Annotated in this window: 21 protein-coding genes; 10 read left to right on the plus strand and 11 right to left on the minus strand. The window is 72.9% G+C overall.

All coding sequences use genetic code 11. The features are described 5' to 3' along the window. Positions 1 to 86 precede the first annotated feature (86 nt). The 4 genes from Q5762_RS33730 to Q5762_RS33745 form a co-directional block, all read right to left on the minus strand. Positions 87 to 875, minus strand: coding sequence for a MerR family transcriptional regulator (locus tag Q5762_RS33730; protein WP_315896112.1), 789 nt, complete (start codon positions 873 to 875; stop codon positions 87 to 89). Between the two features lie 16 nt (positions 876 to 891). Next, the gene (locus tag Q5762_RS33735) at positions 892 to 2037 is read right to left on the minus strand and encodes a serine hydrolase domain-containing protein (protein ID WP_315896149.1); all 1146 of its coding nucleotides are present in this window, start codon (positions 2035 to 2037) and stop codon (positions 892 to 894) included. A 237-nt stretch (positions 2038 to 2274) separates the two neighbouring features. Beyond that, positions 2275 to 2964, minus strand: coding sequence for a copper homeostasis protein CutC (locus Q5762_RS33740; protein WP_315896113.1), 690 nt, complete (start codon positions 2962 to 2964; stop codon positions 2275 to 2277). A 51-nt stretch (positions 2965 to 3015) separates the two neighbouring features. Further along, complete coding sequence (locus Q5762_RS33745; protein ID WP_315896114.1) at positions 3016 to 3975, minus strand: hypothetical protein; 960 nt, start codon at positions 3973 to 3975, stop codon at positions 3016 to 3018. 187 nt (positions 3976 to 4162) lie between these two features. On the opposite strand from Q5762_RS33745, the gene Q5762_RS33750 reads away from it, so the two are divergent. The 3 genes from Q5762_RS33750 to Q5762_RS33760 all read left to right on the plus strand — a co-directional run bounded on the left by Q5762_RS33750 (position 4163) and on the right by Q5762_RS33760 (position 7102). After that, on the plus strand, positions 4163 to 4453 hold the full coding sequence (locus Q5762_RS33750; protein ID WP_315896115.1) for a heavy-metal-associated domain-containing protein: 291 nt from the start codon (positions 4163 to 4165) through the stop codon (positions 4451 to 4453). A 94-nt stretch (positions 4454 to 4547) separates the two neighbouring features. Continuing rightward, positions 4548 to 6806, plus strand: coding sequence for a heavy metal translocating P-type ATPase (locus Q5762_RS33755; RefSeq protein ID WP_315896116.1), 2259 nt, complete (start codon positions 4548 to 4550; stop codon positions 6804 to 6806). A 14-nt stretch (positions 6807 to 6820) separates the two neighbouring features. Beyond that, positions 6821 to 7102, plus strand: coding sequence for a metal-sensitive transcriptional regulator (locus Q5762_RS33760; protein WP_015035316.1), 282 nt, complete (start codon positions 6821 to 6823; stop codon positions 7100 to 7102). 29 nt (positions 7103 to 7131) lie between these two features. Here Q5762_RS33760 and Q5762_RS33765 read toward each other — a convergent pair whose 3' ends face one another. Next, the gene (locus tag Q5762_RS33765) at positions 7132 to 7299 is read right to left on the minus strand and encodes a hypothetical protein (protein WP_315896117.1); all 168 of its coding nucleotides are present in this window, start codon (positions 7297 to 7299) and stop codon (positions 7132 to 7134) included. Positions 7300 to 7383: 84 nt separating this feature from the next. Between Q5762_RS33765 and Q5762_RS33770 the strand changes: the two genes are divergently transcribed. The 7 genes from Q5762_RS33770 (at position 7384) to Q5762_RS33800 (ending at position 13116) form a co-directional block, all read left to right on the plus strand. Beyond that, positions 7384 to 7794: a BlaI/MecI/CopY family transcriptional regulator gene (locus Q5762_RS33770; RefSeq protein ID WP_315896118.1), complete on the plus strand. Its 411-nt coding sequence runs from the start codon at positions 7384 to 7386 to the stop codon at positions 7792 to 7794. After that, positions 7791 to 8702, plus strand: coding sequence for a M56 family metallopeptidase (locus Q5762_RS33775; protein ID WP_315896119.1), 912 nt, complete (start codon positions 7791 to 7793; stop codon positions 8700 to 8702). Before Q5762_RS33770 ends, Q5762_RS33775 begins: the two co-directional genes overlap by 4 nt. A 125-nt stretch (positions 8703 to 8827) precedes the next feature. Then, complete coding sequence (locus Q5762_RS33780) at positions 8828 to 9307, plus strand: GNAT family N-acetyltransferase (protein WP_315896120.1); 480 nt, start codon at positions 8828 to 8830, stop codon at positions 9305 to 9307. Positions 9308 to 9503: 196 nt separating this feature from the next. Beyond that, a complete protein-coding gene (locus tag Q5762_RS33785) occupies positions 9504 to 10367 on the plus strand; it encodes a class I SAM-dependent methyltransferase (protein ID WP_315896121.1) in 864 nt (287 codons plus the stop codon). Positions 10368 to 10402: 35 nt separating this feature from the next. After that, on the plus strand, positions 10403 to 10822 hold the full coding sequence (locus Q5762_RS33790; RefSeq protein WP_315896122.1) for a transcriptional repressor: 420 nt from the start codon (positions 10403 to 10405) through the stop codon (positions 10820 to 10822). Between the two features lie 86 nt (positions 10823 to 10908). After that, positions 10909 to 11943, plus strand: a complete 1035-nt coding sequence (locus tag Q5762_RS33795) for a helix-turn-helix domain-containing protein (RefSeq protein ID WP_315896123.1) — start codon at positions 10909 to 10911, stop codon at positions 11941 to 11943. Between the two features lie 99 nt (positions 11944 to 12042). After that, entirely contained in the window at positions 12043 to 13116 is a 1074-nt protein-coding gene (locus Q5762_RS33800) for a helix-turn-helix transcriptional regulator (protein ID WP_315896124.1), read from the plus strand. Between the two features lie 117 nt (positions 13117 to 13233). Here the strand turns inward: Q5762_RS33800 and Q5762_RS33805 are convergent, their stop codons facing one another. The 6 genes from Q5762_RS33805 to asnB form a co-directional block, all read right to left on the minus strand. Further along, the gene (locus tag Q5762_RS33805) at positions 13234 to 13440 is read right to left on the minus strand and encodes a hypothetical protein (protein WP_315896125.1); all 207 of its coding nucleotides are present in this window, start codon (positions 13438 to 13440) and stop codon (positions 13234 to 13236) included. A gap of 225 nt (positions 13441 to 13665) precedes the next feature. Next, positions 13666 to 14970: a D-inositol-3-phosphate glycosyltransferase gene (gene mshA / locus Q5762_RS33810; protein WP_315896150.1), complete on the minus strand. Its 1305-nt coding sequence runs from the start codon at positions 14968 to 14970 to the stop codon at positions 13666 to 13668. Positions 14971 to 15162: 192 nt separating this feature from the next. After that, positions 15163 to 16728, minus strand: coding sequence for a class I tRNA ligase family protein (locus tag Q5762_RS33815; protein ID WP_315896126.1), 1566 nt, complete (start codon positions 16726 to 16728; stop codon positions 15163 to 15165). Positions 16729 to 16759: 31 nt separating this feature from the next. Continuing rightward, the gene (locus tag Q5762_RS33820) at positions 16760 to 17515 is read right to left on the minus strand and encodes an SDR family oxidoreductase (protein WP_315896127.1); all 756 of its coding nucleotides are present in this window, start codon (positions 17513 to 17515) and stop codon (positions 16760 to 16762) included. 97 nt (positions 17516 to 17612) lie between these two features. Then, positions 17613 to 18596 (minus strand): PrpF domain-containing protein, encoded by a 984-nt coding sequence (locus Q5762_RS33825; protein WP_315896128.1) that lies wholly within the window; start codon positions 18594 to 18596, stop codon positions 17613 to 17615. After that, complete coding sequence (gene asnB, locus Q5762_RS33830) at positions 18593 to 20437, minus strand: asparagine synthase (glutamine-hydrolyzing) (RefSeq protein WP_315896129.1); 1845 nt, start codon at positions 20435 to 20437, stop codon at positions 18593 to 18595. Before asnB ends, Q5762_RS33825 begins: the two co-directional genes overlap by 4 nt. Between the last annotated feature and the right edge of the window lie 51 nt (positions 20438 to 20488).

Raw genomic sequence — 20488 nt, forward strand, 5'->3', positions numbered from 1 at the left:
CTGACGGCGGCGCATGCTGTGCGGCGGCCCAACGACCGCCTGGAGCTGGGGATCTACGATTCCCCGGAAGCGCCGTGCTGAGGCCGTCAGTGGCGCGGGACCGGGAAGCCGGCCGCGCGCAGCTTCTCCTCGACCAGGGCGGTCACCCGGACCGAGTTCGGCAGCTGCTCCTCCCGGTGCGAGTTGATCATCTCGTACCGGGTGTCGGCGTCGGGCTGGGCCCGGAAGCCCTTCGGCACAGCCAGCAGCTCGGGGCGGGCCAGCAGGTTGTCGGCCAGGGCGGAGGCCAGCTCCTCGATCCGCGGGTCGTCCGGTCGCCAGCCCTCGGCCTCCAGGCAGAGCTTCGTGAGCCGGACGTACTCGGGATCGTCGAGGCGGTGGGCGAGCTGGGTCAGGAAGCTGTCGTAGACCGCCGGCGCCATCGCCCTGGCCAGGACGAGGGCTTCCCGCTGGGCGGCCACGTACTCGGGGTCGAAGCCGAGCTCGGTGAGCCGGTCCAGGACCGCGAGGGCGGGGGCGGGCAGCAGGAGCCGGTCGCCGTCGGCGAGTTGGCGCAGGGTGTCCCGCCGGGCGGCGAGGTCGGCGATCCGGTCGGTGAGCCGTTGCTCGACGTCGGCGAGCGCGACGGCGAACCGCTCGGCGTCCGCGTCGAGCAGCGGCCCGACCTCGGCCAGCGGTACGCCGGCGGCGGCCAGGGTCCGGACCTGGACAAGGCGCAGCAGGTCGGCCGATCCGTACCGCCGGTAGCCGGAGCTGTCCCGGCGTGGCTCGCCGACCAGGCCGTGCTGGTGGTAGTGGCGCACGGTCTTCACCGTGACGCCGGCGAACGCCGCCGCCTGCCCGATCGTGACGCCGCCGGCCGTCTTCCCCGCCATCCCCGCTCGCCCACCCTCAGTTCGTCGTCGGCCCGTCGCAGAAGACCTCCTTGACGAGCCTCTCCCGCAGCTTCGGAAAGGTCTTCACCAAGTCGATCTCCTTGTCCCCCATGGTCACCGAGGCGGTCAGGGTCCTGCTGCCGTCGGGCGAGCTGTACATCAGCGTCCCGTAGCCGTTGACCCCGCCGTTGTGGTGGAAGACCGTACCGCCACCGCAGTCCTCGCCCATATCCTGCACGAACAGCCCGAGCCCGTACCGGTGTTCACCGCTCTTGGGGTGCGGAACGCGCATCTCGGCCAGCAGGTGGTCCGGCAGGAGCCGGCCGCCGTTGAGCGCGGACGCGAACGTCGCGAGGTCCTCGGTGGTCGAGATCATCTCGCCGCCCGCGGAGATCCAGGACGGGTTCTGGCGGGAGACGTCGAGCGTCTTCCACGCGCCGGTGGCGTCCTGGTACCGGTGGTAGCCGTGGGCGTACGGCCCGGGGATCCCCGGCGCGGTGCCGGGCACCAGGGTGTCCCGCAGCCCGAGCGGCCGAAGGATCCGGCGCGCGATCTCGTCGCCGTACGGACGCCCGGTGACCTGCTCGATCAGCAGCGCGGCCAGTACGTAGTTGGTGTTGGCGTAGCTCCAGTCCGTCCCCGGCTCGAACCGCGTCGGCCTGGCCAGGGAGAACCGTACGAGCTCTTCCGGCTGGTAGGTGTGGAACCGCTTGTCCACCCACTCCTGGCCCTGCCAGGGGATCCCGGGCACGACCGTCCCGTCGGGGTAGTACTCGCCGGTGAAGTTGAAGAGCCCGCTGGTGTGCTGGAGCAGCATCCGTACGGTGATCCGCCGGTCCAGCTCGAACCGGGGCAGGTAGTCGGCCGCGGGGGCGTCGAGGCCGACCTTGCCCTCGGCCACCAGCTGGAGCATCACGGTCGAGACGAAGGTCTTGGTGGAACTGCCCACCCGGAACGCTCCGTCGGTCGACGGCTTGGCGCTCCCGCCCAGCTTACGCACCCCGGCGCTGCCGACCCAGTCGCCCCGCTCGTCGCGCACGCGCACCTGCACCCCGGCGAAACCGGCCTCGACCAACGCCCGCATGGTCTCCCGCAGTTCGGGCCGCTCCTGCCCGGCGGCGGCCTTCGGCGCGGCCGCCACCCGGCTGTCCGCGGCGGCCATCCCGGGCGCGGCCACCCCGCCCACCAGCGCGACCACCACCCCCGCGGCCGCCACGGCCAACGGCATCCGCCGGGCCCGCTTGGTGTCGTTCCTGTTCTCGACGGTCTGGACGGGCTCGCTCATGGTCGTTCCCCCTCGCTCGGCAGGACGCGTCGGCCGTTGCGGCCGACGCCATGCCGAGGAGTCTGAGCCCTGCCCCAAGGTCAAGGTCAAGGAACCAACCGAGCGCCCGGCGCCCTACCCGCCCAGCGCCTCGCGCCACACCCGGACCGCCGCCGCGTCGACCGGGGACGTCCAGCCCCGGGGACGGGCTGCGCCGCCGATGTGGAAGGCGTCGAGGCCGGCCGCGCGGAGTTCCGGGAGGTGGTCGAGGCGCAGGCCGCCGCCCACCAGGATCTGGGGCTCGTACCCCGGCTCGCCGGACCGGGCGGCCTCCGCCTTGAGGACGGGGAGGCCGTCGTCGACGCCGGTCGCCGCGCCCGCCGTGAGGTAGGTGTCGAGTCCGGGCAGGTCCGCGAGCTGCTTGCGCAGTGCGTCGCGGTCGCCCGTGCGGTCGATCGCCCGGTGGAAGGTCCACCGGCAGCCGTCCAGGACCGCGATCAGCCGCTCCATCGCCACCAGGTCCGCGTCGCCGTCCGCCGTCAGGAAGCCGAGCACGAACTGGTCCGCGCCCGCCTCCCGGAGTTCGGACGCACGGGACACCAGCGCGGCGATGTCTCCCGCCGCGAAGCCGTCCGTCAGCCTGAGCATCACGCGCAGCGGAATGTCCACGGCGGCGCGGATCGCGGCGAAGCCGGTCCGTGACGGGGTCAGCCCGTCGGCCGCCATGTCGGTGACCAGCTCAAGGCGGTCCGCCCCACCGGCCTGGGCGGCGACCGCGTCCTTCTCGTCGAGGGCGATCACCTCAAGGACTGCACGGTTGCTCATCGAGCCGATTCCTCCATGAATGACGGCTACAGGTCTAGTCCAATGACCACCCTAGCCGTGCGCGCGCCCTCCCGCATCGTGCGACGCCCCATCCGACGCACCGTCCGACGCACCGGTCGCAGGCGCCTGGCCCGGTCCCGCCTGCACCGTGAAGGCCGCGGTCCGCACCTTCCCGCCGTGCTGGAAGTCGAAGAAGAGGCGGTACGAACCGGCGCTCGGCGCCGTCGCCGTGAAGGAGACGTCCGGTCCGGGGCCGCCCTCGTTGGGGTGCACGTGCAGGTAGGCGAGGTCGCCGTCGCGCAGGGCGACGAGGTGGCCGTACGCGCCGAGGTACGGCTCCAGGTCCCGTACCGGCTTCCCGTCCTTGCTGACGGTGAGCTTCAGCTCGCCCGCCCGGCCCGGGGTGAGGGTGCCGCCCAGCCGGACCTCGTAGCCGTCCTCGACGGTCGCGGTCCGCGCGGCGGCCGGCAGCGGCCGGGGTGCGTACGCCCCGGGTACCGACAGGTCCGCGCCCAGCGTCACGCCCTTCGCGTTCTTCCCCGCCGGCTTGAAGTCGGCGAAGGCCTTGTAGCCGCCCGCGTCGGGCAGGTCGACCGGCGTCGTCCAGGTGCCGTCGGCCGCCCGCACCGGGTGCAGGTGGCGGTAGACCGTGAGGTCGCGCGAGGCCACGATGAAGTGCAGCTCCTTGCCGTGCTCGGTGGTGTACGCGGTGACCTTCTTGCCGCCCGCGTCCTTGACCGAGAACTTCAGGACGCTCTTACCCTGCGCCGGGGTCCGCGTCTCCAGGGCCAGCGTGTAACCGCCCTCGGAGACCTGGAGGCCGCCGGCGGCGGGCGCGTTCGCGGCCGCGTCGGACCCCGACCCCGAGCCCGGCTCCGCGGCCGCGTGCTCCCCGTGGCCCGCCTTCGCCGGTTCGCCCACGGGTCCGACGCCCTTGCCGACGCCGTACGCGGTCCCGAAGGTCGCGGCGAGCGCGGCGGCGAAGGCGGTGATCTTCACTCCGGTGTTCATGACTGCTCTCCCGTACGTACGTGAGTGATGAGTGGTCGCGCGATGACGCTTCGATGCATTTCACCATACCCCTGGGGGGTATCAAGTCAAGCCGGATCCACCCTTGCGTCGGATACCACTGGGGGGTATACATTGGACTCAGTTCGGGATACCCCCACAGGGTATCGCCATCATCAAGGAGGAACCCATGTCTTCCTGCTGTACTCCTGACGGCAGCTGCTCCACCGACGCCGCCGAGGCCACCACGGCCACCGCCGTCGCCGACGCCACCACCACCGTCTACGCCGTGTCCGGCATGACCTGCGGGCACTGCAAGACCGCGATCACCACCTCCGTCTCCGCGCTCGACGGCGTCATCTCCGTCGACGTCGACGTCGCCGGCGGCCTGGTGACCGTGACCACCGGCGGCGCGCCCGACGACACCGCGATCGCCGCCGCCGTCGAGGACGCCGGCTACGACCTCACCGGCCGCGCCTGACCGCCGGCCCACGCCACATCCGGCCGCCGGGGCCCGCCCGTCCACCAGGGCCACGGGCCCCGGCCCCCGAACCCGCTGTACCGAGGAGCAGGAAATGACCACCACCACCCCAGGCGCCGCCCAGGTCGAGCTCGCCATCGGCGGCATGACCTGCGCCTCGTGCGCCGCCCGGATCGAGAAGAAGCTCAACCGCATGGACGGGGTCGAGGCGACCGTCAACTACGCCACCGAGAAGGCGAAGGTCACCTTCGACGCCGACATCGACGTCGCCGACCTCATCGCCACCGTCGAGGCCACCGGATACACCGCCGCCGAGCCCGCTCCCCCGCAGACGGACGCGACCGACAGCGGCCCCACCGACGAGGAGAAGGCCGACGAGGAGCTGCGCCCCCTCAAGCAGCGCCTGATCACCGCCGTCGCGCTCGCCCTCCCCGTCATCGCGATGGCGATGGTCCCGGCGCTGCAGATCGAGTACTGGCAGTGGCTCAGCCTCACGCTCGCCGCGCCGGTCGTCGTCTACGCCGCCTGGCCCTTCCACAAGGCCGCCTGGACCAACGCCAAGCACGGCGCCGCGACCATGGACACCCTGATCTCGGTGGGCACGATCGCCGCGTTCCTGTGGTCGCTGTGGGCGCTGTTCTTCGGCACCGCCGGTACGCCGGGGATGACCCACCCCTTCGAGTTCACGATCGCCCGCAGTGACGGCGCCGGGAACATCTACCTGGAGGCCGCGGCCGGTGTCACCGCCTTCATCCTGGCCGGCCGCTACTTCGAGGCCCGCTCCAAGCGCAAGGCGGGCGCGGCGCTCAAGGCGCTGATGCAGCTGGGCGCCAAGGAGGTCACCGTCCTGCGCGGCTCCACCGAGGTGACCGTACCGACGGCCGAACTCCAGGTCGGGATGCGCTTCCTGGTCCGCCCCGGCGAGAAGATCGCCACCGACGGCACCGTGGTCGAAGGTTCCTCCGCCGTCGACGCCTCGATGCTCACCGGCGAGTCCGTACCGGTCGAGGTCGGGGTCGGCGACTCCGTCACCGGCGCCACCCTGAACGCCGGCGGCCGACTCGTCGTGGAGGCCACCCGCGTCGGCGCCGACACCCAACTGGCCCGGATGGCCAAGCTGGTGGAGGACGCCCAGAACGGCAAGGCGGCGGCCCAGCGGCTCGCCGACCGGATCTCCGCCGTCTTCGTACCGATCGTCATCGCGCTCGCGCTCGGCACGCTCGGCTTCTGGCTCGGCACCGGCTCCGGCCTGACGGCCGCGTTCACCGCCGCCGTCGCCGTACTGATCATCGCCTGCCCCTGCGCCCTGGGCCTGGCCACGCCGACCGCGCTCATGGTCGGCACCGGACGCGGCGCGCAGCTCGGCATCCTGATCAAGGGCCCCGAGGTCCTGGAGACCACCCGCAAGGTCGACACCATCGTGCTCGACAAGACCGGCACGGTCACCACCGGCCGGATGACGCTCATCAAGGTCCACACCGCCGTCGGCACGGACGAGACGGACGTACTGCGGCTCGCGGGCGCCCTGGAGCACTCCTCCGAGCACCCGATCGCGCAGGCCGTCGCCACCGGCGCCGCCGCCAAGGTCGGTACGCTCCCCACCCCCGAGGACTTCGCCAACCTCCCCGGACTCGGCGTCCAGGGCGTCGTCGAGGGCCACGCGGTCCTCGTCGGCCGCGAGAAGCTGCTCACGGAGTGGGCGATGGAGCTGCCGGGCTCGCTGAAGTCCGCGAAGGACGCGGCGGAGAAGACCGGCAAGACCGCGATCGTGGTCGCCTGGGACGGCGAGGCCCGCGCGGTCCTGGAGGTCGCCGACGCCGTCAAGGAGACCAGCGCGGAGGCGATCCGCCGGCTGCGCGGCCTGGGGCTGACCCCGATCCTGCTCACCGGTGACAACAAGGCGGTCGCGGAGGCCGTCGCGGCCGAGGTCGGCATCGACGAGGTCATCGCGGAGGTCATGCCGCAGGACAAGGTCGACGTCGTCAAGCGCCTTCAGGGCGAGGGGCGTTCGGTCGCCATGGTCGGCGACGGCGTCAACGACGCCGCCGCGCTCGCCCAGGCCGACCTGGGCCTGGCGATGGGTACGGGCACGGACGCGGCGATCGAGGCCGGCGACCTGACGCTGGTACGGGGGGACCTGCGGGCCGCCGCCGACGCGATCCGGCTCTCCCGGCGCACGCTCGGCACGATCCGCTCGAACCTGTTCTGGGCCTTCGCCTACAACGTGGCCGCTCTGCCGCTCGCCGCGGCCGGGCTGCTCAACCCGATGATCGCGGGCGCCGCGATGGCCTTCTCCTCGGTCTTCGTGGTCGGCAACAGCCTGCGGCTGCGCGGCTTCCAGGCCGCCGACTAGACGAGGAGCCCGCCATGGCCGGGTACGGACAGCACAAGGAAGACATCATCAGACGGCTGAGGCGGATCGAGGGGCAGGTGAGGGGCGTGCAGCGGATGGTGGACGAGGACGTGTACTGCATCGACGTCCTGACCCAGGTCTCGGCCATCAACGCGGCCCTGCAGTCCTGCGCCGTGGCCCTCCTGGACGAGCACCTCAGCTGCTGCGTCACCGAGGCGATCGCCCAGGGCGGGGACCAGGCGAAGGTGAAGGTGGGCGAGGCGTCGAAGGCGATCGCCCGCCTGATCAGGACGTAGGCGGCGTAGGCACGACATCCCTCCGGGGATCAACCGCCCTTGTGCGAAGGGCAGTCGGCGGACAGTCGGACGCTCAGGCGAAGACAGAGCCCGAGCACCGAACGGAGGAGCGTCAGCTCCACCGAACCGGGCAGACCGGGGCCGCAGACCTTCGCGCAGGGGCGGTTCCTCATGAGGGTCTCCGTAAGGATCGACATCCCGCCATCGTACCCCTGGGGGGTATATCTGCGCCGGGTTGACGGCCCGTACGATGGGCCGCTCCGTAGGGGAAGGGGATGCGCGTGCGCCGGCTGGGAGAGCTGGAGGCCGAGATCATGGACCGACTGTGGGCCTGGCAACGGCCCGCCACGGTCCGGGAGATCGTCGACGACATCAATCGGGGGCGCAGGGTCGCCTACACGACGGTGATGACGGTGGCGGACATCCTCCACCGCAAGGGCTGGCTCCGCCGCGAGAAGGCGGGCCGGGCCTGGCTGTACGAACCGGTCCGCAGCCGCGAGGAGTACACCGCGGCCCTGATGCAGGACGCCCTCGGCGACAGCGCCGACCGCCCGGCGGCGCTGCTCCGCTTCGTGGAGACCATCTCCCCGGAGGACATCCAGGCCCTGGACGCGGCGCTGAGGACGGCGCGTGGTCGGGACGGGGGCGGGGGCGGCTCCCTGGGCGAGGGGCTCGGGGGTGGCGGCGCGTGAGTCATCACCTGCTGATCCCACTCGGGTTCATCCTCGTCTCCGGGGTGCTGATCCCCTGGCTCCTCGTCCCGGCCCGCTGGGCCCAGCAGGCGCCGCGGCTCGGACTCGCCGCGTGGGCGGCGACGGGCACGATGTTCGCCGGTTCGGCCGCGCTCCTGCCCATGCAGCTCGTCCTCGACGGGCGCAGCAGTCACCGGCTGACCGACATGGTCCTCACGCTCTCCTTCCCCTCTCCCGGCGCCCTGCTCGACCTGACGGCCCGCCAGTACGTGGCGGCCGCGCTGGCCCTCGCCGTACTCGCGCTGCCCGCCGCCGGTTTCGTACGGGAGTTGCTGCGGGCGCGGCGGACGCGGCTGCGGCACGCGGGGGTCCTGCGGCTGGTGGGGCGGTACGACCCGGAGCTGCGGGCGACCGTGCTCGACCACGCGCGGCCGGCCGTCTACTGCCTGCCGGGCCGCTCCCGCCGGGTCGTCGTCTCGTCCGGGGCCCTGGACACGCTCACCACGGCCCAGTTGGCGGCGGCGCTGGCGCACGAGCGCGCGCACATCGCCGGCCGGCACCATCTCCTCGTCGCGGCGGCGGAGGCCTTCGCGACGGTGTTCCCGGGGCTGCCCCTCGCGCGCCACGGCGGCACGTCCGTACCGCTGCTGCTCGAAATGGTCGCGGACGACCGGGCGTTGCGGCGCTGTTCGCGCGACGCGCTGGCGACGGCGCTGTACGCGCTGGCGGCGGGGCACGCGCCGCGTGAGGCGTTCGCGGCGGGCGGACCGTCGGCGGTGCTGCGGATGCGGCGCATTCTCACTCCGCAGAGCGCGGGACACCCCGTACTGCGGGGGCTGTTCGCGATGGGGACGGCGTCGGGGGCGATGGCGCCGCTGATCATCGCGTGTTGTTCCGTACCCGGTTAAGCGACTCGTTTCAGCAGCTCATTACTAAGTGAATTCGTAGATTTCACATCGGTCACACGGCCCTGAATTCCCGGCTAGTGTGGGTATGTTGACGCTGGGGCTCGGCACGTCGAAGGGTACTTCCAATGCAGCTGGCTGACGTGCGGGCGGCGGCGGCCGCCGACGCGGCGACGATATCCCGGCTGCTGGCGGATGCCATTCGGGGCAGTTACCACGAAATCCTCGGGGAAATCCCGGTGCACCGTCTGGTCTCCACTCAATGTGCACTTCCGCGTATCCGCGCGGAAATTGAAATTCCGGGTGGCGCGCCGGGGTGGCTGGGCTGGCTGGTGGCCACGGACGGTTCCGGCGCGATCGTCGGAGCGGTGGCGGGCGGGGTGCCGGTGCCGGGTGAGGGCGAGCTGTACGCGCTGTGCGTGGCGGAGGCGGCGCGGCGGCGGGGGGTGGGGGCGGCGCTGCTGTCGGCGGCGACGGAACGCATGCGAACGTTCGGAGCGGGCTCCCAGCACGTGACGCTCCCGTCGACCCCGGACCCCTCCCTCCCCTTCTACACCCACCAGGGCTTCACTCCTTTGACCCCGACGCGCCTGGCGCGGGAGCTGTAACCCGCCCGCCCGACCGGTTGTGGGCAGCGTGGCGCGGGCGTGGCAGATGGACGCCATCGCGTGTTTGCGCCGTCGGGAACGGTGGAGGCCGCGCCGCCGCACCGGCAGCATGGGATGCGCGACGCGTACGGCGCCCGGCGGCACGGGCGACGGCGCGTTCCGGACGGCATGGACCGAGCGAGCCCCTGGAGGAGCGATGCACACACCGAGCGGCGCCGCGCTCGCGCCGGTCCTGCCGTCCCGGTACGACGACGACGCGCTGCCCGGCCTCGAGTCCGTCGACTCCTGGGGCGAGGACGCCGTCTGGCTGTGCGACGCCCTCCTCGGCCCCCACAGCGCCGACATCGTCCGCTATCTCCACCTCGCACGCACGACCCACGGCCACGGCCCCGTCCTCGACCTCGGCGCCGGCGCCGGGCGGCTCGCCGTCCCGTTCGCCCGGCACGGCTACGCCGTCGAGGCCGTCGACCGGGACCCCGCCGCCCTGGCCCGGATCGACGCCTGGGCGCGCCGCATCGGCCCCCAGGTCGCCGGGCTCGTCGTCACCACCCGCGCCGACCTCACCGCACTCCGCCTGCACCGCAGCTACCGCCTCGCCCTCCTCGCCGGCGCCATGGTCTCCGCCGTCCCCCCGCGCACCCGCCCCGCCCTGCTGCGCGAGATCGCCACGCACCTGGACACCGGCGGCGCCCTCGCCCTCGACTACACCTCCCACCTGCGCCCCGGCCTGGTCGCCGAGCCCCGGCGCACCTGGGCCTTCCAGGTCCCCAGGTTCGACGGCATCGACGAGTGGGTCGTCGCCCAGCAGGTCTTCGACCTGCCCACGATGAGCGAGCGGATCACCTACTACGCGGCCCGAACCGGCAAGCTCTCCACCGAGCGGGCCGTGCTCACCACCGACAAGTGGATCGTCGACCCCGAACACCTCTCGGCCGAGCTGCACTCCGCGGGCCTGCGCATCGAGGGCCGGCGGCGGCACCGTATCGACGAACGGACCGAGAGCGTGCTCCTCATCTGCCGCGCCGGGGAGACAAGAGGTACGATGCCCGCAAAAGTTTGAGCCGACCAGATCGACCCGATCGACCAGAGGCAGTCGTGGAAGAACTCTCGGACCGCGAGGCGGTGATCCAGCGGCTGCGCGACGTCGGCCTCCGGGTCACGGGCCCGCGCCTCGAAGTGCTCACGGTGCTCGCCTCGGCCGCCCACCTCGACGTGGAGGCCATCGCCGCCGCCGCCCGCGAACGCCTCGGCACGCTCACCAGCCAGGCGGTCTACGAGATGCTGCGGCACTTCCAGGAGACCGGCCTGGTCACCAAGTTCGACCGCCCCGGCCTGCCCGCCGTCTTCGAGATCACCGGCCCGCCCCACCAGCACGCCCTCTGCGTCCGCTGCGGCCGCGTCGAGAACGTCGACGCCCCCGCCCCCGAACCGCCGCGCGGCGCCCTGCCCGACTGGCGGACGAACGACGCCGAGATCGTCTTCAAGGGGCTGTGCCCCGACTGCGCAGCCGGTTGAACACCGTGCGTGTCGTTCGATTTTGTGGCAGGGTCTAGCGGGGCGATTCAACGGGACCCGCTGGTCCGAGGGGAGTCTGCTGCTCAGTGTCCAAACACGCCACCGGGACGCGTACGGGAAGCGAACAGGCTCTCGCGGTCTATCTCGAACTCCGTGCCCGGCCCGCCTCCGACTCCGGCTCCGGCACCGCGTTCGAAGACGTGGCGGACGGCCTCGGGCTCTCCGCCGACGAACGGCTGCGCTGCCGCGCCGAACTCACCGCCCTCGGACTGATCACGGACGTCACGGACACCGCCACCCACACCGTCGTCGAGCCCGACACCGCTCTCGTACGCCTCCTCCAGCGCGAGCGCGACCGGCTGGAGCACCGGCTCGCCGAGACCAGCCGGGCGCAGGCCACCCTCGCGACGCTGGCAGGACCGTTCCTGCGGGCCGGTGCGGCGCCCCGCTCCGAGGTCGACGTCGAGGTCGTCGCCGACACCGCGCGCGTACGCCAGGAACTGGCCGCGCTCACCGACGCCGTCCGCACCTCCGTGCACTCCATGCACACCGGGTCGGTACGGCGTGAGGACATGGCCGACGAGCTGGCGCGCGACTGCCGCTGGGCCGCGCGCGGGGTGCGCGTCCACGCCATGTACAGCCGCCGGATCAGCTCCGTACCGGACATGGCGCAGCACCTGGAGGAGCGGGCCGCGCTCGGCGTGGAGATCCGGCTCTCCCCGGTCGTGCCGATGAACATGGTGCTCGCCGACGAGAACTTCGCGCTGCTGCCCACCGATCCCCACGACCCCGACTCCGCGACGATCCTGGCCCGTGGGCCCGGTCTGGTCCGCTCGTACCTGTCCCTCTACGCGTACTGCTGGCAGGCCGCCGGCCGGTACGGCGACGAGGAGAAGCCCGAGCGCGGCGGCGACGGGCTCTCCGAACAGCAGCGGGCGGCCCTGCGGATGCTCGCCTCCGGCATCAAGGACGAGCAGATCGCGAAGAACCTGGGGGTGTCGCTGCGGACGGTCAGCCGGCTGCTCTCCGAGGTCATGCAGGAGCTGGGCGCGGCGAGCCGCTTCGAGGCCGGGGTGAAGGCGGCCAGGATCGGCCTCCTGGACGGTGAAGCCGACGCGTGAGGCACGACACATCCAAGATCGGCATCTCGGACTCCCGCCGAGCCTTGTGACAAGGTGAGGCGGGGCGGCGGCGCGGACGAAGAGGGGGGTCACTTCGCCATGGTCACGGGCTTGGGAGCGGGCACGGCTGGCGACGGATGCGGCGGGGACGAGCGATCCGACCCGATCCTGACCGTCTATCAGGAGCTGCGCAGGCGCGGTGTGTCGAGCTTCGGCGAGGTCTGCAAAGAGTTAGGGCTCGCGCCCGAGGAGTACGAGCGATGTCGTGACGACCTCGTCTCGCTGGGCCTGATCGTCCCGACCGGCGCCGCGCACGCCACCATCACCGCGGTCCAGGACGGCAGTTGGCGCTCGGACCCGGACGTCGTCGCAGCGATCGACCCCGAGATCGCGCTCCTCCGCCTCCTTGAGCGGGAGCGCGAGCGGCTTCGCGAGCACCTCGCCGAGGCCGACCGGGCGTACAGCACGCTGGAGACGCTGGCCGGCACGTTCCTGCGGGCCGACGCGCTGACCCGGGCCGAGGCGGAGGTCGAGGCGCTCACCGACTACCGCCGCATCCAGCAGGCCATCGAGGACATCACCGATGTGATGCAGGAGAGTTCGGCCTCCCTGCACCCGGGGACGCCCGGGCGGCAGAACCCGGAGCGGATGCTCGACCGCGACCGCCGGCAGATCGGCAACGGGGTGCGGGTCCGCGCCATCTACGGGCGGCAGGAGGCGGCGCTGCCGGACATGGCGGAGTTCCTCGGCAAGCGCGCCGAGCTGGGCGTGGAGATCCGGCTCGCGCCGTCCGTGCCGATGAACCTGATCATCGCCGACCGGCAGTTCGCGCTGGTCCCCATCCGGCCCGAGGACCCGGGCGAGGGCGCGATCCTGGCCCGCGGCAGCGCGCTCGTACGGCCGTATCTGAGCCTGTACGAGCATTGCTGGCACACGGCCACCCCCTACGGGAACGACGTGGCGCCCGAGCGGGGCGGGGACGGGCTCTCGGAGCAGCAGCGGGCGGCGCTGCACATGCTCGCCTCGGGGATGAAGGACGAGAAGATCGCGCGCACCCTAGGGGTGTCGCTGCGGACGGTGAGCCGGATGATCTCCGAACTCATGCAGGAATTGGGCGCGTCGAGCCGTTTCGAGGCGGGCGCGCGGGCCGTTCAGCTCGGCTGGCTGGACTGACGCGGCATATTCCGTCACACATCCCGTCATGCGAAGGGCCCCGCAATCGCTGCGCGCGATTGCGGGGCCCTCTGCGACTCCCTGGCACTACGTTTACGAATTCAGCTCGGCAGACGATCAGTTGACGGGCACCGGGGCCGGGGACGGCGGCGGGACGGGCCAGCCGTTGTCCTGGCCGTCGGCCACCGCGCTCGGGCCGGCCGGCGCGGGGGCGTCGGGGGCCGCGACCAGCGCGGCGCCGCCGGCGACCGCCGTACAGGCGGCGATGGCGACGGCGAACTGGCGGACGGTCTTCCGAATTCCTGCGATACGCGCAGCAGACATGTTTCCTCCAGGAGTTGGAAAGCGAATTCCGGCTTCGGGGGGCCCGTGCCGCCGGGCGTTCCCTGAAGACATCTCCATCGTGGCCTGCCCCGGGAATCAGATCCAGAGTTTCTCCATGCGTGGATCTGCCATGGCGTAGATGCGTCAAAGCGCCAATCCGCTTTCGCCGTATCGGAATTGAGGAATCCGGGACTCCTCACTCTTTTGGTTGGACCAAAAGAAATGCTAGACTTGCACGACGGCCTTCTCGTTCCTCCAGGAGAGAGGGGCCGCCGGGGCAGGGGCGTGCCGCCGCCCCTGCCCCACCCGCACCCCGAGCCCATGCTCCGAATCCCGCCTGGCGGCCTCGTACACCTCGACCGTCCGCGCGGCCGACGCCCGCCAGCTCATCCCCCGGGCGTGCGCGACCGCCGCCTCGCCCATCGTGGCCCGCGCCCGCGGATGCGCCGCGAGCCACCGCAGCCTGCGGGCGTACTCCACCGGGTCGTGCCCCCGTACGAGCAGCCCGGTCACCCCGTCCCACACCGCCGTCGGCAGCCCGCCGACCGCCGCCGCGAGCACCGGGGTCCCGCACGCCTGCGCCTCCAGTGCCACAAGCCCGAAGGACTCGCTGCGCGAGGGCACCACGAGCACGTCGGCCGCCCGGTACCAGTCCGCGAGCAGCTCCTGCGGTACGGGAGGACAGGGCCGCAGCACATCGGCGACCCCGAGCTCCTGCGCGAGCCGCCAGGCCGAACCCTCCCGGGTCGCCCCCGAGTGACCCCCGACCACCGGCACCAGCAGCCTCCGGCGCAGATCGGGTGCCATGAGCAGCAGCTCCGCCACGGCCCGGACGAGTACGTCGGGCCCCTTGAGGGGCTGGATGCGGCCGGCGTAGAGGGGGACGAAGGCGTCGGCGGGCAGCCCGAGCCGGACCCGGGCCGCCGCCCGGCCGCCCTCGCCCGGCCCGAAGGTCCGCAGGTCGACCCCGGGTCGTACGACCTCCGTGCGGGGGCCCGCCGCCCCGTAGAGCGTCTGGAGCGCCGTGGCCTCGTCCGCCGTGTTGGCGATCAACCGGTCGGCGGATTCGACCACTTGGTGCTCGCCCCGGACCCGGAGCTCCGGCTCGGGGGTGTCGCCCGCTGCGAGCGCCGCGTTCTTCACGCGGGCCAGGGTGTGCGCGGTGTGCACCAGGGGTATTCGCCAGCCGGCCGAGGCGATGCGGCCGGCCTGCCCGGAGAGCCAGTAGTGGGAGTGGACCAGGTCGTAGCGGGTGCTCTCCTTGAGCAGGGCCAGCGAGAACGGCACGACCAGGCCGGGCATCGCCTCCTTGGGGAGCGCCCGGCGCGGGCCCGCGTGCAGATGGCGGACCCGGACGCCGGGAGCGAGCTCGACCAGCGGGGGCCGGCCCTCGCCCCGGCAGCGGGTGAACAGGTCGACCTGGGCGCCCTGTTCGGCGAGGGCGCGGGAGAGTTCGACCATGTAGACGTTCATGCCACCGGCGTCCCCGGTGCCCGGCTGGTGCAGCGGGGAGGTGTGGACGCTGAGCATGGCGACGCGCAGGGACACGTGGGGCTCCTGTGAGGGCGGGCCACGTGCCCCCGCGCGTCGCGCGCGCACGGTCCACGCGGCAGGGATGGGGTGGGGGGCGGCGCTGGGGTGGGGGTGCTCGGGCGGAGACGCTGGGGGGTGCTGGGGGGCGGTGCTTGTGGGGGGCGCGGTGCTTGTCGGGGGGCCGACCCGTCAGAAGCCGAAGACCGGGCCCGACGGGGGTGCCAGCCGGGTGCCCGGGGCGGGCGGGGTGAGCGCCGTCGTGTCGATCGCGCGGCCCGGCTCGGTCTTGAGCGCGGCGGCCAGCCGGTCGGCGCCCTCCGGCATCACCGGCCGCGCCCAGGCGGAGAGCGCCGAGGCGACCGCCAACTGGGCCGACAGCGCGGGCAGATGGGGGCACGCGGTGCTGGGGCGGCAGCGTTCGTGCGCGTTGACGTGGCCGAAGTCGGCCACCGAGCGGACCATCTCGTCCAGGACGGCGACCGCACGGCGCGGGTCGAAGGCATCGGGGCCGTACGCCTCGCGCAGGTCCTCGACCGCCCGGTGCAGCCGCCGCTCCAGGATCTCCCAGCCGGTGCCACCGGGCAGCGCCGGCGGGGCGAGCCCGGCGCACTCCTCCCGTACGGCGGTGAAGAGCCGGGCCAGCCAGCTGTTCCAGCTCTCGTCCAGCTCGCGGCGGGCGGCGGCGAGCCGGTCCCGGTGGAAGACCGTACGGCGGCCCAGCGGGCGGGCCTGGAGGACGTGCCGGCGCAGGGTGTCGGAGCCGTACTCGGTGAGCAGGTCGAGCGCCCAGACGTTGCCCTCCTGGACACCCTCCTCGACCACGTACGACTCGTTGACGCAGAAGTCCTGCGGCAGCTTGATGTCCTGGGCGAGAAGCAGCACCGGCAGCAGCACGGCGTGGCAGAAGGCGTGGCCGAAGCCGCAGAAGTGGATGGCGCGGCGCGGCAGCGGCCCCTTCACGTCGTAGCCGAAGAGGTGCATCGCCGCTGCCTCGAAGCAGCCGTCGATCCGGTGGTCGGGGAAGCCCTCGACGGACACCTGGAGCCCCCAGTCGGCCGGGTGGCCGACGGCGATGTCCGGCAGCCCGTCCTCCACGAGCGACTCGCACAGCGCGGCGAGCCGGGGCGGGAGGCCGGCGGTCGCCCAGTACTCGGCGAGCGTCTCGCGGAACGGCTCCAGGGGGACGTAGAGCCTGCGGCAGCGGCGAGAGAGCGCCGGGGTCTCGCAGAGCGAGCAGCGGGGCGCGATGAGGTCGCCGCCGTCGTTGGGGCGGGCGCACTCGTGGCACGTCCCGCCGCCGCTGACCGCGCCGCAGTGCGGGCAGGTGCCGGTGACGTGGGCGCCGTACAGCCAGCGTTCGCACGGCTCGCAGTAGGGCAGCAGGCGGGTCCGGGGCGCGATGACGCCTTGCGCGTACAGCCGGCTGAAGAGCTCCTGCACCCAGCGGCCGTAGCCGCGGTCCCGGCGCGGGCGCACGATGTGGTCGAACTCCACGCCCGAGCGCAGCCAGTCGGCGGTGATCGCGGCGCGATAGCCCTCGGCGACCTCCTCGGGCTTGCGGTGGTGACGCAGCGCCCGGACCTCGACGGAGCTGGCGTGGTCGGCGGTGCCGGTGGTGAACCGTACGGGCTCGCCCTCGGCGCGCAGGAACCGGGTGAGGACGTCGGCGGCGACGTACGGCCCCGCGAGATGACCGATGTGCAGTTCGCCATGGGTGGCCGGAGGGGTCGCGGTGATCCAGACAGGGGTGCTCATGGGACCTCCTTGACACGGGGTTGAGCGGGGTTCAGCGGGGTTCGAAATGGAAGGAGCGGATGAAGCAGTCACGGGGCTGTTCGACGGCGTAGACGACGCATTCGAAAAGGGCCTGCGTGGTGAGTTTTTCGTCGGGCCCTATTCCGTCGGCCGGCTGCACTCCGTCCCATTCCGTGAACCTCGGGTCGGAGGTGGAGAAGTCCGGCGGGTAGAGGGAGAAGACCCGGACGCCGGAGGGGCGCAGCCGGCGCGCGAGGATGTCCGCGAAGCCGGCCTGCGCGCTCTTCGCCGCCCAGAACGCCTCGTGGGCGGCGCCGGCTCCGGTGGCCGCGGCGGAGGCGCCCTCGGCGTCGCGGACGGCCACCATGTTGACGATGTCGGGGCGGTGCGAGCCGCGCAGCAGCGGCAGGAAGTGCTTGACCATCAGGACCGTGCCGCCGGCCGTCGACTCGATCGTCTCGACGATCTTCTCGTCGCTGGCCGCCTCCAGGTCCATGGCGTCGAGCCAGCGGGCGCCGTTGTTGACGAGCAGGTCGACCCGGTCGGTGCGCTCGCCGACCTGCGCGGCGAAGGCGCGGATCTCGGCGGGGCGGGACAGGTCGCAGCCGAAGGCGTGGATGCGGTCGCGGGCGGAGCCCATGACTTCCGTACGGGTGCGTTCGGCGGCCTCGACGGTGCGGGCCGAGACGTAGACCTCGGCGCCGAGATGGGCGAATCCGACGGCGAGCGCGCGGCCGAAATAGCGGGAGGCTCCGGTCACGACGACACGCAGGTTCTCGAATTTCATACTGGTCCGCTCTCCCCATGCCCTGGATACCGGTTTCCGGTCGGATTTCAGCGTGGCAGAGGAAAGGCGGTGAAGGCCCGGTGAGAGGGGTGCGCATTCACGCCGTTGCGTGGATACGCCAGGGCAGTTCGAAGCGATCGAGCACGGTGGCGCGCTTGTGCCGGACGGCGACGTGCTGGGCGCCGGCGGAGACGGTGACGGTCCGCCCGCCGGGGGTGCGGACGGCCCGCCCGGCGAGGTCCGGCACGACGGTCCCGGGGAGCGCCCCGGCGGCGGCGAGCGCGGCGGCGCCGGTGAGCGCGAGCCGGGGGTGCCAGCCGCCGACGGTGAGGGCGCGGACGGCGATTCCGGTCTGCTGGTGGGTGAACGCGGCGATCTTGGGGAGGGCGGAGGCGTCGTCGTGGCCGAGGAGGCGGGCGGCATGAGCGCGGAGCCCGAGCAGGGCGCGCCGGACGTCGTCCCCGGCGCGGAAGAGGGCGCGTTCGGTGCGTACGCCGAGGTGTCGGCCGTCCACGAAGACGTACGGATTCCCGTACCGGACGAGGGACACGGGGACGCCGCCGCGCAGGACGTCGAGGGGGCGGCCGGTGGGGAGGGTGCCGGGGGCGGTGGGGGCGCGGAGGAAGCGGAGGGTGTGGGCCCCGCCCGGACTCTTCACCGATGGTTCGGGTGTGCAGCGGACGAGGTCTCCCGTCGTCACCGCGTGGACCGTGACCGGGCCGGGGCGGGCGGCGGCGACGACGCAGGCGAGGAGCGAGTGGCCGCAGCCGGTACGGAAGTCGAAGCCGCCGCCCGGGAGGGCCTGCACGAAGCGGTAGTCGAGGTCGCTGTCCGGGCGGGCCGAGGGCCCGTACAGCGCGATCTTGTCGAGGTGGCCGTACGGCGTGCGGGCTTCGAGCGCCGCGCGCAGGGCGGACAGCTCCTCGCCGACCGCCATCGCCCCGTACGGCAGCCGCTCCACCTCGACGACGAGCGTCGGCCCGGGCGCGTCCTCGGCCCGGACGACGCTGACCGGGACGAGCCCGGTTCGGCGTCTTCCGCCGCTCGCGCCACGCGGCCGACCGGGATCCGCGGCTCTCACGCCACGCAGCCGACCGGGATCCGCATGCCCTGGACCACGTCCGTCCACAGCTCGTGCACGGCCAGGGCCCACAGGGCCTGGGCGTCGCGCTGGTTGGGGCGTTCCAACTGGCGGGTGAGCAGCTTCCGTACGCGGTCGGCGCGGAGTTTGCCGCCGAGGACCAGGCGGCCCGGCGAGAGGAGTTCGCGGACCGTGTCGAGGAGCGGGCTGCCCGGGGTCAGCATCGCCGCGATCGGGAGCGTGAACGGCTGCTTGGGCCGGGCGAGTACCGACGCCGGCAGCAGCTCGCGCCCCGCCTCGTACAGCGCCCGCTTGCCGCGCAGCGCCCCCGGCGGCAGGGAGCGGGCGTGCGCGACGACGCCCGGCTGGCAGAACGGCAGCCGGGTCTCGACCGCCCACGCCATCGACAGGTGGTCCACCCGCCGCAGGTGGTACGCGGGCAGCCGCCAGCGCGTCTCGAAGGCGGTCAGGGCTGTCATCCGGTCCGGCCCGCCGGCACCTCCGTGTCCGCGCAGCTCCTGCTCGATGCGGTCGGCGGCCGAGCCCTGTTCGGCGATGTAGGCGCGGTACGCGGGGGTGTACAGGTGCTCCCGCAGCAGCCGCGGCGCCGCCGACAGCGCGTCCACGTACGCCCCGACCCAGTCGGCCTCGGGCGCGTCGAGGGCGGCCCGCATCCGTTCGTACCCGCCGAACAGCTCGTCCGCGCCGTCCCCGGCGAGCGCGACCGTGAAGCCCGCCTCGCGTACGGCGCGGAAGAGGGCGTACGTCGAGAGGGCGATCGGGTCGGCGTTGGGCTGGCCGAGGTGGCGGACCGTACGGGTCAGGAGCGAGCCGAACTCGTCCGGATCCAGAGCGACTTCGTGGTGGACGGTACGGGCGCGGCGGGCGACGGAGCGGGCGTGCGCCACCTCGGAGTCGGGCCAGCGGCCCTTGTAGGTGAGGTGGAAGGTGTGCAGCGGCGGCGCGTCGGTCTCGCGGGCGTACTCGGCGGCGAGGGCGGTGACGAGCCCCGAGTCGAGCCCGCCGCTGGTGATCGCGCAGACGGGCAGCTCGGACTCGGCGAGCCGGCGGACTTCGCGGCGCAGGACGTCCTGGGTATCGAACTGAAGGCTGCTTTGGGCTGGTTGAGGCGCTCGGCGACGAACGACAGGCCGGCACCCGGGCCGTACGACGGCGGTGGCGCCCGGCGCGAGGACCTCGATGCCGTCCAGGGCCGTACGGGAGGAGAACGAGGTGCGGGTCGCGAGGACCGTGTCGAGGGAGTCCTCGCGCGGGGCGATCCGTACGCCCTCGAAGGCGAGCAGCGCGGGGATCTCGGAGGCGAACCTGGTGGAGCCGTCGGCCGGGTCGTGGTGCCAGTGGACGGGCTTCATGCCCATGTCGTCGACGGCGAGCACGAGTTGGGTACGTCCGGGCCTGAGGTCGAGGACGGCGACGGCGAACATGCCCTCCAGGTGCTCGGTGAACGCGGGCCCGTACTCGGCGTACAGCGCGGGCAGCAGGGTGCCGTCGCACTTGTCCGGGAAGCGGTGGCCGCGGGCGGCGAGGTGCAGCCGTAACTCGGTGTGGTTGTAGAGCTCGCCGTTGAGGACGGCGAGGATGCCGGGCATGTGCGCCAGCCGGTACGGCTGTTGCCCGCCACAGGGGTCGGTGACGGCGAGCCGGTCGCAGCCGAGCGACCAGCCGGCCCCGCTGAGCACCTCGTGTTCGTCGGGGCCGCCGTGGCGCTGACGCGCGGAGACCGCCGCGAGCTCGGCGGCGTCGGGCCGGGCCGCTCGGGCAGCCGCCGCACCGGCACCAGCACCGGCACCAGCGGCGAAGGAGCCGAAAATCCTGCACATGACGGTCGCCTCCGGATCGTCGACATCCCTTGCATCCCTGTCACACCTACT

The sequence above is a fragment of the Streptomyces sp. P9(2023) genome (assembly GCF_032436795.1).
In the GTDB taxonomy this organism is placed as follows: domain Bacteria; phylum Actinomycetota; class Actinomycetes; order Streptomycetales; family Streptomycetaceae; genus Streptomyces.

Bases quoted from the DNA above. Each gene is read 5' to 3' on its own strand.
- Q5762_RS33760 (WP_015035316.1), top strand. From the start codon at position 6,821: ATGGCCGGGTACGGACAGCACAAGGAAGACATCATCAGACGGCTGAGG.
- Q5762_RS33785 (WP_315896121.1), top strand. From the start codon at position 9,504: ATGCACACACCGAGCGGCGCCGCGCTCGCGCCGGTCCTGCCGTCCCGG.
- mshA (WP_315896150.1), bottom strand. From the start codon at position 14,970: ATGCTCAGCGTCCACACCTCCCCGCTGCACCAGCCGGGCACCGGGGAC.
- Q5762_RS33730 (WP_315896112.1), bottom strand. From the start codon at position 875: ATGGCGGGGAAGACGGCCGGCGGCGTCACGATCGGGCAGGCGGCGGCG.
- Q5762_RS33745 (WP_315896114.1), bottom strand. From the start codon at position 3,975: ATGAACACCGGAGTGAAGATCACCGCCTTCGCCGCCGCGCTCGCCGCG.
- Q5762_RS33820 (WP_315896127.1), bottom strand. From the start codon at position 17,515: ATGAAATTCGAGAACCTGCGTGTCGTCGTGACCGGAGCCTCCCGCTAT.
- Q5762_RS33800 (WP_315896124.1), top strand. From the start codon at position 12,043: ATGGTCACGGGCTTGGGAGCGGGCACGGCTGGCGACGGATGCGGCGGG.
- asnB (WP_315896129.1), bottom strand. From the start codon at position 20,437: ATGTGCAGGATTTTCGGCTCCTTCGCCGCTGGTGCCGGTGCTGGTGCC.
- Q5762_RS33755 (WP_315896116.1), top strand. From the start codon at position 4,548: ATGACCACCACCACCCCAGGCGCCGCCCAGGTCGAGCTCGCCATCGGC.
- Q5762_RS33750 (WP_315896115.1), top strand. From the start codon at position 4,163: ATGTCTTCCTGCTGTACTCCTGACGGCAGCTGCTCCACCGACGCCGCC.
- Q5762_RS33815 (WP_315896126.1), bottom strand. From the start codon at position 16,728: ATGAGCACCCCTGTCTGGATCACCGCGACCCCTCCGGCCACCCATGGC.
- Q5762_RS33740 (WP_315896113.1), bottom strand. From the start codon at position 2,964: ATGAGCAACCGTGCAGTCCTTGAGGTGATCGCCCTCGACGAGAAGGAC.
- Q5762_RS33780 (WP_315896120.1), top strand. From the start codon at position 8,828: ATGCAGCTGGCTGACGTGCGGGCGGCGGCGGCCGCCGACGCGGCGACG.
- Q5762_RS33735 (WP_315896149.1), bottom strand. From the start codon at position 2,037: ATGGCCGCCGCGGACAGCCGGGTGGCGGCCGCGCCGAAGGCCGCCGCC.
- Q5762_RS33805 (WP_315896125.1), bottom strand. From the start codon at position 13,440: ATGTCTGCTGCGCGTATCGCAGGAATTCGGAAGACCGTCCGCCAGTTC.
- Q5762_RS33765 (WP_315896117.1), bottom strand. From the start codon at position 7,299: ATGTCGATCCTTACGGAGACCCTCATGAGGAACCGCCCCTGCGCGAAG.